The sequence below is a fragment of the Streptomyces olivochromogenes genome (genome assembly GCF_021538895.1).
Classification (GTDB): Bacteria; Actinomycetota; Actinomycetes; order Streptomycetales; family Streptomycetaceae; genus Streptomyces; species Streptomyces olivochromogenes_A.
Genome location: NZ_JADDRL010000029.1, coordinates 1 through 13472 on the forward strand (window position 1 = coordinate 1; position 13472 = coordinate 13472).

The following is a 13472-nucleotide window of genomic DNA, read 5'->3' on the forward strand; positions in this document are numbered from 1 at the left end:
CCCACCACCCCACCCACGCGTTGAGCCAAGCGGCAGCGCAACCGCACGGTGAGGACACAGCCGCCGCCCGCCCGGCAGCGGCCCGTCCGACAAGGGTGATCCCCATGATCGAATCGCTGCTCCCGGCCGAGGTCGCCGCCGTCGACACGACCGTCGACCGCACCGACGTCACCCTCTTCCCGGGCGAGGAGGCCCAGATCGCCCGGGCCGTCGAGACGCGGCGCCGGGAGTACACCACGGCCCGCTGGTGCGCCCGGCGCGCCATGGCGGCCCTCGGCCAGGAGGCCGTCCCGGTGCTGCCGGGCCTGCGCGGCGCGCCGCAGTGGGCGCCCGGGCTCGTCGGCTCCATCACCCACTGCGCCGGCTACCGGGGCGCCGCCCTGGCCCGCGCCGACGAGATCGCCGCGCTGGGCATCGACGCCGAGCCCAACCAGCCGCTGCCGGAGGGGATCCTGGAGTCGATCGCGCTGCCGCAGGAGCGGTCCTGGGTGCACCGGCTGCTGCGCACGCTGCCCCAGGTCCGCTGGGACCGGCTGCTGTTCTCCATGAAGGAGAGCGTCTACAAGTCGTACTTCCCGCTCACCGGGCACACCCTGGAGTTCGAGGACGCGCTGCTCACCGTGGATGCGGAGCGCGGCACGTTCCGCGCGGCGCTGCTCAACGACCCCGCGGCGCGGCCTGGTTCGGCGCGGCGCGTTCTCACCGGACGCTTCTCGGCCACGCACGGGGTGATCCTGAGCGCGATCGCGGTGCCCGCCGTGCGGCACGCGGAGCTCGCCCACACGACGGCAGGCGCCCCCCTGTCGGTCTGAACAGGGAAGGCGCCTGCCGGAGAACGGGCTGCGCAAGCGGGGTGTCCTAGCCCCAGCGGTCGTCACCCTCCACGACGTAGGTGGCGGCGGTCGAAACCGTTCCCAGGTGCGCATCGGCCCGGTTGGTGCCGTCGTGCTGCCCGAAGAGCACGGCTCCGGTAAACAACACACCAAGAGCACTACCCAAAGCTGCACTACGAGCGACGATGTTGATCATGCTAGTCATGACGTGCACGTTTCCCCCTGCAGGCTCGATGTCTCTGCGCTCCGAACGGGAAGGATCGTCATGAGCTGGAGCCTCTCGCTCACCGATGGCCTCTCCCGCCGCCAGGAACACCTTCTCGAATCTCTTGAGCGAAACCCAAGCGATATGCGATGGCTCAAAGCTGCACGGCAACAACTGCACTCAAGCACCTCGTGGTTCGGGTGCGCGGAATGAGTTCTTCCCATTCCGAATTCGCCGAGCTGGACGACATCAGTGCCGCGGCATACGGACACGCCGTTGAATTGGGCCGCTTCATACGCGCGGATATTGCCCAGCGACTGGCCCTCTCCCCGGCCGAGGTCGAGCACGCGGAGAAGGTGCTGACCCTGATGCGCCTGCTGCAGCCGATGCCGGGCGACCCGAACGTGCTCGTCCCCGTGGGTCCCGACGTCGCCACCGCCGATCTGGTGAGCTCGGCCGAGAAGCAGATCAGCGTCCTCCAGCAGGCGGTCACCGACGTCCGCAGCCGTCTGATGTCGCTGACTCCCGTCTACTTCGAGGGCCGCCGCCTGCGCAACCGGCTGGAGGCCATAGACGTCATCACCGACCCCGACACCGTGCAGTCCATGCTCGACCACTTCAGCACGCACTGCCGCCACGAGATGGCGTCCGTCGCCCCGGGCGGCGCCCGCCCCGGCGCGCTGCTGCAGGCGGCCCGTGCGTCGGCCCTGGGCATGCGCGAGCGCGGCGTCGCGATCCGCACCGTCTACCAGCACACCGCGCGCAGCGACCTCGCCACGCGCGCGTACGTGCGTGACGTGACCGCGGCCGGCGTGGAGGTGCGTACCGCCGACCAGGTCATCGACCGGATCCTCATCTACGACCGGGAGACGGTGTTCCTGCCCACGCACGGCCACCACGACGACGTGCACTACGCGAGCGGCGGCGCCATCGTCGTCCGGGAACCCACCCTGGTCGCGTTCGTCTACACCGTCTTCGAGCACCTGTGGGACAGCGCGACCCCGTTCGTCCCGGACACCTCGCGCACGCCCTCCACCGCCGACGACCTCAAGCAGTCGATCCTGCGCCTGATGGCCAAGGGCTACAAGGACGAGATGGTGGCACGGCGGCTCGGCATGTCGGTGCGCACCTGCCGCCGTCACATCTCGGAGATCACCGAGGAGCTGGAGGCCACCAGCCGCTTCCAGGCGGGCTACAACGTGGCGATCTCCGGCATGCTGGACCAGCACGCCCGGCAGGAGCCCGAGTCCGGCTGAGCCTCACCTCTCGCCCAGTGCGTCCTCGACGGCCTCCACGCAGTCCTCGTCGAGCATCGTGGTGATGTCCGTGTCGGCCGGCGGGCCGAACCCGGCGTCGTAGACGGCCGCGCTGACGCAGTAGCCGCTGGCCAGCGGGAAGGTACGGAAGGCCCATTCGTCCCCGGTGCCCGCGGTGCCGTCGGGACGCTGCACCCGTACCGGCTTGCCGTCGGGGCCGAAGCCGAACTCGGTGAACCGGAACTGCATGCCCTGCCCGATCGCCTTGCTGTACGCCTCCTTCAGTGTCCATAGCCGCACCAGGGACGGGTTGCGCTGCTCCTCCGGCAGCGCGGCGAGCGTCACCATCTCGTACGGGGTGCACACGTGCCGCCCGAGGCCGCTGCCGTACATCTGCCGGTCGGCGCGCTCGGCGTCCACGCCGATCAGACCCCGGGTGGTCAGGCCGACGAACAGCAGGTCGTCGGTGTGGCTGAGGCTGATGTCGACCTGGTCGCAGCCGCGCAGATACGGCCGTCCGGTGGGCCCGTACGCCAGTTCCAGGGCGTCCGGGTCGCCGCGCAGCACCACGGCCGCCGCGGACTTGAGCAGCACCCGGGAGGCGGCGTACCGGTCGCGCACATCGGTGTGGGCGAGGCCGAGGTAGCGCGACCAGTCGCGGCCCAGCAGTCTGCGCAGCCCGTCGCCGGCGGGCAACTGGGGCTGCAGGACGGGGCGGTGGGCGTACAGCAGCGCGGTGCCGCACGCCTTCAGATCCGCCCTCACCCGGTCCCACGCGGCGTCGTCGACACCCACCTCGACGGGAGCGCCGAGCGGCGGCCCGAGCGTGGAATTGCCGGGGACGGTCATGCCTGTGCCTCCACCCTGTTCTGTGCCTGGTTCTGTTCCTGCGGTCGTTCCTGGCTCCGGCCGCCGACCTGCTCCAGCACGACCGTATGGATCTCGGTGAGCGTGCGGGCCTGCAGAACGGGGCTCAGCGACAGCCGCCGGCCGGTCTCCTCCTCCATCAGCGTGACCAGCCTGAGGAGGTGGAGGGAGTCCCAGCGGGGCAGGTTCACCAGGCTCTCGCCGGCCTCCCGCGCCGTGACGTCCAGGCCGAGTTCCTCCCGGAGCAGGGCGAGAAACCCGTCGAGGGTGTCGATCGCGCTCATGTGTGCCTCCTGCCGTCGGGTCCGGTGGTCAGCGGCCCGGTGATCCGCACGTGCTCCGGCGGGGCGGGCAGCCGGCGCAGGTCGTGCCGGAACAGCAGCGCCCCGTCGCGCTCCCCGGCCGCGGTGAAGCCGAGCGCGGGGTAGAAGTCGCGGACCCGGGCGTTCTTCGCGGTGGGCCGGTACGCGGCGAGCACCGTGCGGTGCCCGGTGTCGTGGGCGTGCGTCAACACGGCGGCGAGCAGGGCCTGTTCGATGCCCCGGGCCAGGACGCGGCAGCTGAGCCACGCGTTGTCGAGGCGCAGCGCGTCGCCCTCGCGGGTGGCGAGGAGGGCGCCGGTCAGGCCGTTCTCGCCGAACCGGTCGGCGGTGCGCGCCGCCAGCAGTGTCCGGTCCGGGTCCGTGGCGGCCCGGGCCACCTCGGGTGGGGTGAGGCGGAGCCCGGTGAGGTTGAACTGGTTGGTGCGCTGGGTCAGTTGGGCGAGCCGCTCGTGCTCGTGGGCGCGCGGCGCGGAGAGGTCGACGTGGACGCCGAGGCCGCGCAGGAACTCCTCGTGCGAGCCGGACTCGGCGCGCAGCGCGGCGCGGGCGCCCGCGGCGCGGTAGTGGCCGGCCCGGGCCCGGTCCTCCTCGGTGACCGCGAGTGTGTCGAACCAGCCGTCGGCGAGCAGCCGTTGTACGTGCAGGGCGGGCTCGTCGTCGAGGGGGACCACGGCGGCGCGCACGCCCGAGTGGCGCACTTCGGCGCGCTCGGCGGGCGAGTCGTCGGCGAACACCAGCGCGTCGTCCCCGATGCGCAGCGCGTCGGCGACGGCGGCCAGGTGTCCGCTCTTGGGCTCCCAGTCGGCGTGCACGGAGGCGAAGTCCCCTTCCCGCAGCACGAGGTCGGGGTGGGTGCGCAGCGCCTCCAGGACGGCTCCGCGCTCGTTCTTGCTGCTGACGGCGAGCAGCACACCCTGGGCGGCGAGCTGTCGTACGGCCCGCTGGAACGCGCCGAACGCCTCGCCGCGCAGCGTCCCCGCGGCGGCGAGCGCCTCGGCCCCGTCGTCGGCGAGCACGCCGTCCCACAGGGTGTGGTCGAGGTCCAGGACCAGGCACTTGCGGGTCCGGCCCGTCAACGCGCGGGCCAGATGGCCGACTTCGCGGGCGTAGGCGTCGAGCAGCCCGGCGCCGATGCGGGCGCCGGCGTACTGGGCCAGGCGCGCGTCGGCGACCGGACCGCAGCCGGCGATCAGCGGGTCGAGGTCGAGCACGACGACGCCGTCGGCCTCGGCCCCCAGCCGCAGCAGCCGTGCGTTGAACTCCCGCCACACGACTCCCAGCCGGGCCCGGGAGCGGTGGTCGACGAGCTGGTGGGTGCGCTCGCGGGGCAGCGGCAGGGTGTTGAGCACGAGGGTGCCACCACCGGCGCGGCGCCGTACCAGGCCCTCGATGCGCGCCGCGACCTCGTCCGCGGCCCGTGCGACGTCCTCGGGCCCCCACACCGCGGGCACCTCGGCGAAGACGGTGGTGTCGTCCAGCAGGCACAGCGCCAGGTCGACGGCGATGCCGTGGAAGACCCCGGACGGGTCGGTGAGGTCCCGCAGATAGGCGCCGTGGTCACCGACGACGGCGTTCACCAGCAGCCCGTGCCGGGCCAGTTCGCCGATCAGTGGCTCGACGACGTCCGCGGCCGTGGACTGCCCGGTGACCGCCACGGTCACCGGGGACAGGTCAGGGTGCCGGGCCAGGACCGCGTCCCGGTCGGCCCGGGCGAGCAGCCGCCCGGCCCGCCGAGCCCAGTCCGGCCGGGCCCCGGGGTCGTCGGCCAGCTCGGCGAGGAGCGGCGCGACCTCGTCGTACGCCGTCTCCAGCCGTCCCTGCGCGGCGAGCTCCCGGAGTCGTTCCAGGGGCTCGCCGCGCGTCGTCGTGCGCACCGGCACCGCCATCGCCTACACCTTCTCCAGGCCGAGCCCGGTCTTGATCCACTTGCTCGACTCCACGGCGATCGCGAGCGCCCGGCCGCCGGTGGGCAGGTCCGGGAGCAGCCGGGCCAGCTGGAGCAGGACCAGGGCGTTGCCGGTGTTGCCGGTCTCGGCGACGCAGGACACCTCCTTGGCGCCGGGCACGTCGAGGTGCTCGGTGATCCGCTCGGTCATCCGGCCCGACAGCTGCGGCGGCAGCAGGAAGTCCAGGTCGTCGGGGGTCCACTCCAGCTGGTCGAGGAGTTCCCAGAGGATCTCGCGGGCCATGGTGGGCACGGACTCCTCGATGGCCTTGTAGTCCTCGACGAGCATGGGGCGTTCGCTGTGGCGGTCGCTGATCCCGTACCAGTCGACGGTCTGCCCCGGCGGACGGCCGAGGCCGGTGAAACGGTTGAGGACGCCCCTGACCGCGACGCGTTCGGCCACCGGTTCGGCGGTCAGCACCGCCGCGCCGGCGCCGTCGCCGAACAGCACGTAGTTGACGAGCTCCTCGGTGGGCACCCGGGCCACGTCGCGGTGCGGGTCGAGGTGGCGGTGCGTGACGTCGCCGCCGATCACCAGCCCGGCGCGGGCGCCGCCGGCGATCAGGGTGCGGCCCAGGTCGAGGGCCTGGACGGCGCCCGCACAGCCGGACTGGATCTGGAAGGCGGGCAGGTACATCAGGCCGAGCCGGTCGGCGACCTCGCTGGCCGTGGTGGGCAGCAGCGTGTCCGGGGTCGCGGTGGCGAGCAGCACGAACTCGATGTCGACCGGGTCGAGTCCGGCGGCGTCGATGGCCGCGCCGCCGGCCTGTGCGCACAGGTCGGCGAGGGTGTGCCGGACCTGTCCCGTCTCCAGGTCCCAGCCGAAGTGCCGGGTGCGGGTGCCGACGAAGATGTCGACCCACTCCTCGCTGACCCCGAGGGCCCTGCCGAGCGTCGCGTTGTCCACGGGCGGGCCGGGCAGCGCGCTTCCGGTCGCCGCGAGATAGGCCGTCGCGCTCACGCGCAGACTCCTTCCGGTTGCAGGCCGTTGAGCACGGCCTCATCGACATCAGCGCCGCGCGGGCCCCCGGGTGTCACCGCCGCGCGGATCGGGGTGACGCTCACGCCCGCACCCCTTCGGTGAGGTGCCCGCCGAGGAACTGGGCGAGGGTGCCCACCGAGCGCAGGGCGGGCAGGAGTTGCTGTACGGAGACCTCGCCGAGGTGCGGCAGGCGGGCCTCGATGCGGTCCTTGAGCTGCATGATCATGACGGAGTCGAAGCCGAGGTCCTCGTAGAAGCGTGCGGAGTGCACGACCTGTTCCAGGGGGTACGAGCCGACCTCCGCGACCGCGTCGATCACCGCGGCGAGCACGGGGTCACGGTCCCGGGACACCGGGTCGGTCGTGGCCGGTTCGGCGGGCTCGGCCAGCGGGGACGTGGGGCGTGGTGGCGTCGCCGCGGGCCGGGCCGCGGGGACCTGCTCGGTGCGCGGGGCCGGCGGGGCCGTCCAGTAGCGGTGCGCGGTGGAGAAGGAGTAGCCGCGCAGCTTCTCGCCGGAGCCGGCCGTGACCTCGGGGTCGTACAGCCGCTCCCAGTCGGGGTCGAGCCCGGTCCGGTACAACTGCGCGACGAGTTCGGCGAGTTCGCTGCCGCCGGCCTCCGGTCCGGGCGCCGGGTGCAGGAACTCCACGCTCGTGGCGAGTCCGGCGCGTCCGGCGAGCGGCAGCAGCTGGGGGCGCGGCCCGATCTCCACGAGGTGGGTGGGCGCGCAGACCGTCTCCAGGTCGGCGAGGGCGTCCGCGAACAGCACCGGCGACTCGGCCTGGGCCGCCCAGTAGTCGGCGTCCATGCGCTCGGTGTCCGCGAGGAGTCTGCCGTACCGGGTGGAGAAGACCGGGATCTCGGGCGTCCGGGGTTCGGTGCTGCCCGCCGCCGACCTGAGCCGGTCGAGCACCGGCCGCACCAGCGGCGAGTGGAAGGCGGCGGGCGCCTGGAGGTCACGGGCGCGTACCTGCGCCTCCTCCAGGGTCTCGGCGATCCGGGCGAGCGCCTCGGCGGTGCCGGACAGCACGGTGTCGCGCGGCCCGTTGAGCGCGGCGATGTGGGCCTGCGGCTCCTCGGCGAGCAGTTGCCGCAGCGCGTCGGGGCCGGCCTGCACGGAGAGCATCGCGCCGCCCTCCGGCAGCCCGTGCATCAGCCGGCCGCGCGCGGCCACCAGGTGCGCGGCCTCGTCGAGGGTGAGCACCCCGGCCGTGACGGCGGCCGCGAACTCGCCGACGCTGTGCCCGAGCACGGCGGCGGGCCGGATGCCGAACGCGGTGAGGGTGGCGGCGAGGGCGTATGCGACGGCGAACAGGGCGGGCTGGGTGAGGTCCCCGGCCACGCCGCGCTCGTCGCCGGCCAGCAGCAGGTCGCGCACGGAGGTGTCGACGTACGGCAGCAGCGCCGCGTCCGCCGCGTCGAGGTGCTGCCGGTAGGCGGCCGACTCGCGGTACAGGCCCGCGGTCATGCCGGCGTACTGGGCGCCCTGGCCGGTGAACAGGAAGGCCACGGACGGCCGGCTCCACGGCCGGTGCGCGACCTGCTCGGGCAGTCCGCCCGCGGCGGCCTCGCGCAGCGCGCCGGCCAGTTCCTCGGTGTCCCGGGCGGTGACCGCGAAGCGGTACGGCAGGCCGGTCTTGACCCGGTTGCTCTGCCGGCACAGCGCGGCGGCGGCCGTGCGCGGGCGCCGGGCGACGGCGTCGGCCTGCTCGGTGAGGTTGCGGATCAGGGCGCCCGGTGTGTCGGCGGTGAGCGTGAAGACGCCGGCGCCGGGCCGGGCGCGCTTGGCGGTGGTGCGCGGGGCGGGGCGCGGCGCGGAGCCGAGGACGGCATGCGCGTTGGTGCCGCCCATGCCGAAGCTGGAGAGCCCGGCGACGACGGGTCCGGGCGGCAGCCGAAGCGGTGACTTCAGCAGTCTGAGGCCCCGCTGGGCGAGCCTGAGCTGGGGGTTCTCGCGGTCCGCGAACCGGCTGGCGGGCACGATCCGGTGGTGCAGCGCGAGGGCGACCTTGATCAGCCCGGCGATCCCGGCGGCGCCCTCGGTGTGCCCGAGGTTTCCCTTGACGGAGCCGATCGCGCAGGGCTCGGCGCGGCCCTCGCCGTGCAGGCTGCCCAGGGCGGCGCACTCGATGGTGTCGCCGAGCGCGGTGCCGGTGCCGTGCGCCTCGACGAAGGTGACCTCGCGCGGCTCGACCCCGGCGCGCTTGCAGGCGGTGGCCACGACCTGTTCCTGGGACCAGCGGTTGGGCGCGGTGATGCCGTTGCTGCGGCCGTCCTGGTTGACGGCGGTGCCGCGGATGACGGCGTAGATCCGCTGTCCGTCGGCGACGGCGTCGGACAGCCGGCGCAGCACGACGAGGCCGACGCCCTCGCTGCGGCCGATCCCGTCGGCGAGCGCGCTGAACGGCTTGCAGCGCCCGTCGGCGGCGGCGAGCCCCAGCTGGTGGTAGACGAGCCCGAGCGCGGGCGACATGACGAGGTTGACGCCGCCGGCGAGTACGGTGTCGCACTCCCCCGACAGCAGCGCCCCGACCCCGAGGTGCACGGCGACGAGCGAGGACGAGCAGGCCGTGTCGACGGCCATGCTGGGCCCGGTGAAGCCGAGTTGGTAGGAGATCCGGTTCGCGGTCATGCCCGCGCTGCTGCCCGCGCCGAGCTGCGGCGTCACCCGGTCGTAGTCGCCCAGGTGCAGCCGCCCCCACTCGCCGCCCATCACGCCGACGTAGACGCCGGTGCCGCTGCCGGCCAGCGAGCCGGGCGCCACGCCCGAGTCCTCCACCGCCCGCCACGCGCTGTGCAGCAGCAGCCGCTGCTGCGGGTCCATGGCGGCGGCCTCGCGCGGCGGCACGGAGAAGAAGTCGTTGTCGAACACGTCGGCGCCGTCGAGGAACCCGCCGCGCGCCAGCCCGGCGCGGGCGGCCCCGTCGGCGGCCGGGAAGGCGGCCGGGTCCCATCGCTCGGTCGGTACGTCCCCGATCGCGTCGCCGCCGCGCAGCAGCAGCTCCCAGTACGCGTCGGTGTCCCGCGCGAGCGGAAAGGCGCAGTCGATCCCGACGATCGCGACGCCGTCGCCGTACGCCATCACCGCTCCTCGCGCGCGTCGGCCACCGCCAGCTCCGTCGCCAGGAAGCCCAGCAGGCTCTGCACGGTGGGGTGGTCCCACAGCAGGGTCGGCTCCACCACCAGGCCGAACTCGTCCTCCAGGTCACCGCACAGGCTCAGCGCGCACACCGAGTCCATGCCGTACTCGGCCAGCGGCACGGTGGGGTCGATGGTCTCCGCGTCCCGGCCCAGGTAGAGCGCGACCCGGTCGAGCAGCCAGCCGCGCGGCAGGACATGGTCGGGTACGGGGGACGGGGTCTGCCTGGTCGGTACGTTCATGGCCGAACGCCTTTCGGTGGGATTCGCCGGGCCGGGACGCGGGGCTTGGGCCGCGTTCATCCCGGCAGCGGGGTGTCGTAGAGGTCGTAGCTGCGGCGGTCGCTGAAGCGCAGTTGCACCTCGTGGCGGACCCGCAGTTCGCACTCGGCCGGCAGGTCGGGCGCGGGGGCGCCGAGGCGGCGGGCGATGCGGTGCAGCGCGGCCGCGGCCCAGGCCGGGTCGGCGAGGAACGGGTCGGAGCCGTCCTGGTTGTGCCGCCACACGCCGAGCACCGCGGAGGCGGCGAGCAGATGGGCGTAGCGGTCCATCAGCGGGAACGGCGCGGCACCCGGTTCCGGGCCGAGGGCGAGCACCCGGGCGCGCAGGTCGCGGAACTCGTCGACGAGGCCGAGCGCGAGGTCGCGCAGCGCGTGCTCGACGGCGCCGCGCCCCGGCGTCTCGGCGGCCACCGCGAGCAGGGTGGCGCTGAGGCTGTCCTGCCCGCAGGCCAGGCTGAGCCGCGCCAGGTCGTACGGGGGCAGCGGGTCGCGCGGCCGGAACAGGCCGGCCGGCGCCTCGTCCTCGACGAACCACGACCGCCGTGCCAGCCGCGGCAGTTGCGGGATCACGGTGCTCTGGCAGGCGACGGACCCGGCGTGCCCCAGGGTGACGACGGGCAGGTCCCGGACGTGCTTCTGGAAGATGCCGAGGGTGCCCTCGCGGGTGTAGAAGCCGGCGCCGAGGACGATCGACAGGTCGTACATCGTCTCGGTGAGGACGCGCGGCAGCAGGTACTTCACGGCCGCCGAGTAGACGCTGGTCTCCTCCGGCAGGATGTGGATGGCCCGGGTGGCGACGGTGGCGAGGGCGTCGTACAGCAGCAGGTTGACGAAGGCTCCGGTGATGGTGGCCGCGGTGCGCTGCGAGTCGGAGCCGCCGGTGGACCAGCCGCCGCCGCGGTGCTCGTGGTCGAAGGCGACGGCGGTGCGCAGGCTGGTGTCGACGGCGGCGAGCACCATCGACGAGATGACGGTGCGGGTGATCTGGAAGGAGCGCAGCGCGATCGGCACCCCGTCGCCGACGGGGCCGAGCAGGGCGCTCTCCGGGACCGGGCAGTCGTCGAAGTCGACCCCGCCGAACACACAGCCGCGCAGCCCGAGCGAGGTGTGCCGGCGCAGCAGTTCGGCCCGCCCCTCGGGGAACCGGGCCGGGTCGAGCAGCAGCGCGGTGTGGCTGCGGCGGCCGGGGGACGGGTCGGTCCGGGCGAACAGCACCAGCGCGTCGGCCCGGTCGAGGTTGTTGATGACGGGCTTGCGTCCGCTGAGCAGGAGTCCGCCGTCCGCGCCGCGCCGGGCGGAGACCTGGCTGCGGACGTAGTCGTTGCTGTGGGCGGTCTCCAGCTGCGCGATGGCGGCGCGCGAGCCCTGGAGCATCTGGCCCGCCAGCGCGCTCTGCTGATCCGGGGTCCCGGCCATCCACACGTCGGCGGCGGCCATGAAGGACATGGCGCCGTATCCCATGCCGAGGCCCACGTCCCGCCGGAAGACCGGGCGCATGACGCGGACCAGGGTGTCCATCGACTCCAGGCGCCCGCCCAGTTCCACGGGCACGTATTCGTGGTGCATGCCGAACCGGTCCAGCGCGTCCTCGCCGGCCTCGCTGCGCGCGGCGTCCCGGTCGGCCTCCAGCAGGGCCGCGTAGCCGCGCGGGTTGGCGCTGTCGCCGGGGTCGCCGAGCAGTTCCTCCACGGCGGCCACCCGGCGCTGCGCCTCGGCCTCGCGTACCGGCGCGGCGGTGACGGTCACCATGCGCCACCGCCGCCGGCCGACTGGAGCAACCCCTGCCCGAGCAGGACGTCCCCGGCCCGCACGAGCGCGCGGACGGCCGGGTCGAACACCTCGTACTCGCCGTGCACCTCGCCGGCCAGGAACTCCCGTCGCATGAGGGTGCGTTGCACCTTGCCGCTCGTCGTGCGGCGCACGGTGCCCGGCCGCACGAGCAGCACGTTGCCCGCGGGCACGTGGAACTCCTTGCCCACCAACGCCTGGATGCGCTGGGCGAGTTCACGCAGCTGTGCCTCCTCCAGCTGCTCGCCCCTGACCTCCTGCACGAGGACGAGCTGCTCGCGCCCCGCCTCCACGGAGAACGCGGCGCCGGTGCCGGCGGCGAGCGCCGGGTGCAGGCTCTTGACGGCGTACTCCACATCCTGCGGGTAAACGTTCCGCCCGTTCAGGATGACGACTTCCTTCAGCCGCCCGGTGACATACAGCTGCCCGTCGTCGAGGACCCCGAGGTCCCCGGTGCGCAGGAATCCGCCCTCACCGCCCTGCAGCACGGCCCGGAAGGCCGCCTCGCTCTCCTCCGGCTTGCCGTAGTACCCGGCGGCCACGCTCTCGCCGCGCAGCCAGATCTCACCGACGGCCCCCTCCGGCAGCTCCCGGTAGCCGACGGGGTCGACGATACGGACGTCGAAGTCGGTGACCCGCCCACTGCTGACCAGGGTCCTGCTCTCCGCGCCCGGCTCGGCGGGCGCGACGACGTCGCGGGCGAGCGCGGCGGCGTCGGCCTCGCGCCGCAGGTACGCCTCGCCGCGCACGCCGCCCGAGACCACGAGGGTGGCCTCGGCAAGTCCGTAGCAGGGGTACATCGCCTCGGCGCTCAGGCCCGCGGCGGCGAACCGGCGGGCGAACGCGTCGAGCGTGTCGGCGCGCACCGGCTCGGCGCCGTTGAGCGCCAGCCGCCAGCGGGACAGGTCGAGGCGGCCGATCTGCTCGTCCGTGACCCGGCGCAGCGCGAGGTCGTAGCAGAAGTTGGGACCGCCGCCGATGGTGACGCCGTACCGGTCGATGGCCTGCAGCCAGCGCACGGGGCGCTTGATGAACGCGGTCGGCGAGAGCATCACGGACGCGCTGCCCAGCCAGAGGGGGTGCAGCAGATGCGCGATGAGCCCCATGTCGTGGTACAGCGGCAGCCAGCCGCCGAAGCGGTCGTCGGCCGTGGTCCCCAACACCCGTTGCAGCGCGGCCTCGTTGGCCATCAGGTTCCGGTGGGTGACCATCACACCGCGCGGCTCGGACACGGAACCTGAGGTGTACTGCAGGAAGGCGAGGTCGTCGGGCCGGGTCGCGGGCGGCTGCCAAGCGTCCTCGCCGGTCTCCCCCAGGGCGTCGCTCGCCACGCACACGACGTCGTCGCGGCCCTCGGTCGCCAGCCACAGCGCGACGTCCGGCGCGCTCGCCCGGTCCGTGAGCACGACCGGCGCCTTGCAGTCGCGCAGCATCGCCGAGCTCCGCCCGAGGCGGCCCTTGACACCCCCGTCGGGCAGCGGCGCGGGTACGGCGACGGCACCGCTGTAGAGGCAGCCGACGAACGCCTTCAGGAACTCCAGGCTGCCCGGGTACATGAGCAGCACGGGCCGGCCCTCGACCCCGTGCGCCCGCAGCGCCCCGGCGACGCGGCGCGCCGCGCGGTCCAGTTCCCCGTACGTCAGCCGCTCGGCCTCCGGGCCGTCCTTCGCGTCGCGGAGTTGGATGTGTACGTCATCGCCCGCGAACTCGGCGCACCGCGCCCGGACGAGGTCGGTGAAAGTGGCGAAGCGTGACAACTGCATCCCCCTCGCATGTCCCGCATGGTTCGCGTATCCATGTCGGAGGGATCGTCCGGCGCCGGCCTAAAGGGGCGCTTGCATGCACATTCCAGGG

Annotated in this window: 11 protein-coding genes; 2 read left to right on the plus strand and 9 right to left on the minus strand. The window is 73.8% G+C overall.

The window, feature by feature from the left end; all coding sequences use genetic code 11:
* Positions 1-104: 104 nt before the first annotated feature.
* A complete protein-coding gene (locus tag IPZ69_RS16815) occupies positions 105-812 on the plus strand; it encodes a 4'-phosphopantetheinyl transferase family protein (protein ID WP_235454940.1) in 708 nt (235 codons plus the stop codon).
* Between the two features lie 46 nt (positions 813-858).
* On the opposite strand, the gene IPZ69_RS16820 is transcribed toward IPZ69_RS16815, so the two are convergent.
* Positions 859-1218: a hypothetical protein gene (locus IPZ69_RS16820; protein ID WP_235454941.1), complete on the minus strand. Its 360-nt coding sequence runs from the start codon at positions 1216-1218 to the stop codon at positions 859-861.
* A 29-nt stretch (positions 1219-1247) separates the two neighbouring features.
* Here IPZ69_RS16820 and IPZ69_RS16825 point away from each other — a divergent pair, with 29 nt between their 5' ends.
* On the plus strand, positions 1248-2294 hold the full coding sequence (locus IPZ69_RS16825; RefSeq protein WP_235454942.1) for a helix-turn-helix transcriptional regulator: 1047 nt from the start codon (positions 1248-1250) through the stop codon (positions 2292-2294).
* A gap of 3 nt (positions 2295-2297) precedes the next feature.
* Here IPZ69_RS16825 and IPZ69_RS16830 read toward each other — a convergent pair whose 3' ends face one another.
* From IPZ69_RS16830 to IPZ69_RS16865, 8 genes are all read right to left on the minus strand, one after another.
* Positions 2298-3143 carry a 4'-phosphopantetheinyl transferase family protein gene (locus IPZ69_RS16830; RefSeq protein ID WP_235454943.1) on the minus strand — a complete coding sequence of 282 codons (846 nt, stop codon included), beginning with the start codon at positions 3141-3143 and terminating at the stop codon, positions 2298-2300.
* Complete coding sequence (locus tag IPZ69_RS16835; protein WP_235454944.1) at positions 3140-3445, minus strand: acyl carrier protein; 306 nt, start codon at positions 3443-3445, stop codon at positions 3140-3142. Before IPZ69_RS16835 ends, IPZ69_RS16830 begins: the two co-directional genes overlap by 4 nt.
* On the minus strand, positions 3442-5370 hold the full coding sequence (locus IPZ69_RS16840) for an HAD-IIIC family phosphatase (RefSeq protein ID WP_235454945.1): 1929 nt from the start codon (positions 5368-5370) through the stop codon (positions 3442-3444). The genes IPZ69_RS16835 and IPZ69_RS16840 overlap by 4 nt, the downstream gene beginning before the upstream one ends.
* Positions 5371-5373: 3 nt before the next feature.
* Positions 5374-6390, minus strand: coding sequence for a 3-oxoacyl-ACP synthase III family protein (locus tag IPZ69_RS16845; protein WP_235454946.1), 1017 nt, complete (start codon positions 6388-6390; stop codon positions 5374-5376).
* A 100-nt stretch (positions 6391-6490) separates the two neighbouring features.
* On the minus strand, positions 6491-9493 hold the full coding sequence (locus tag IPZ69_RS16850; RefSeq protein ID WP_235454947.1) for a type I polyketide synthase: 3003 nt from the start codon (positions 9491-9493) through the stop codon (positions 6491-6493).
* Positions 9493-9792, minus strand: a complete 300-nt coding sequence (locus IPZ69_RS16855) for an acyl carrier protein (RefSeq protein ID WP_235454948.1) — start codon at positions 9790-9792, stop codon at positions 9493-9495. Before IPZ69_RS16855 ends, IPZ69_RS16850 begins: the two co-directional genes overlap by 1 nt.
* 56 nt (positions 9793-9848) lie before the next feature.
* Positions 9849-11579: an acyl-CoA dehydrogenase gene (locus tag IPZ69_RS16860; protein ID WP_235454949.1), complete on the minus strand. Its 1731-nt coding sequence runs from the start codon at positions 11577-11579 to the stop codon at positions 9849-9851.
* Complete coding sequence (locus tag IPZ69_RS16865; protein WP_235454950.1) at positions 11573-13381, minus strand: fatty acyl-AMP ligase; 1809 nt, start codon at positions 13379-13381, stop codon at positions 11573-11575. Before IPZ69_RS16865 ends, IPZ69_RS16860 begins: the two co-directional genes overlap by 7 nt.
* Positions 13382-13472 lie beyond the last annotated feature (91 nt).

Bases quoted from the DNA above. Each gene is read 5' to 3' on its own strand.
- IPZ69_RS16815 (WP_235454940.1), top strand. From the start codon at position 105: ATGATCGAATCGCTGCTCCCGGCCGAGGTCGCCGCCGTCGACACGACC.
- IPZ69_RS16825 (WP_235454942.1), top strand. From the start codon at position 1,248: ATGAGTTCTTCCCATTCCGAATTCGCCGAGCTGGACGACATCAGTGCC.
- IPZ69_RS16830 (WP_235454943.1), bottom strand. From the start codon at position 3,143: ATGACCGTCCCCGGCAATTCCACGCTCGGGCCGCCGCTCGGCGCTCCC.
- IPZ69_RS16835 (WP_235454944.1), bottom strand. From the start codon at position 3,445: ATGAGCGCGATCGACACCCTCGACGGGTTTCTCGCCCTGCTCCGGGAG.
- IPZ69_RS16840 (WP_235454945.1), bottom strand. From the start codon at position 5,370: ATGGCGGTGCCGGTGCGCACGACGACGCGCGGCGAGCCCCTGGAACGA.
- IPZ69_RS16850 (WP_235454947.1), bottom strand. From the start codon at position 9,493: ATGGCGTACGGCGACGGCGTCGCGATCGTCGGGATCGACTGCGCCTTT.
- IPZ69_RS16855 (WP_235454948.1), bottom strand. From the start codon at position 9,792: ATGAACGTACCGACCAGGCAGACCCCGTCCCCCGTACCCGACCATGTC.
- IPZ69_RS16860 (WP_235454949.1), bottom strand. From the start codon at position 11,579: ATGGTGACCGTCACCGCCGCGCCGGTACGCGAGGCCGAGGCGCAGCGC.
- IPZ69_RS16865 (WP_235454950.1), bottom strand. From the start codon at position 13,381: ATGCAGTTGTCACGCTTCGCCACTTTCACCGACCTCGTCCGGGCGCGG.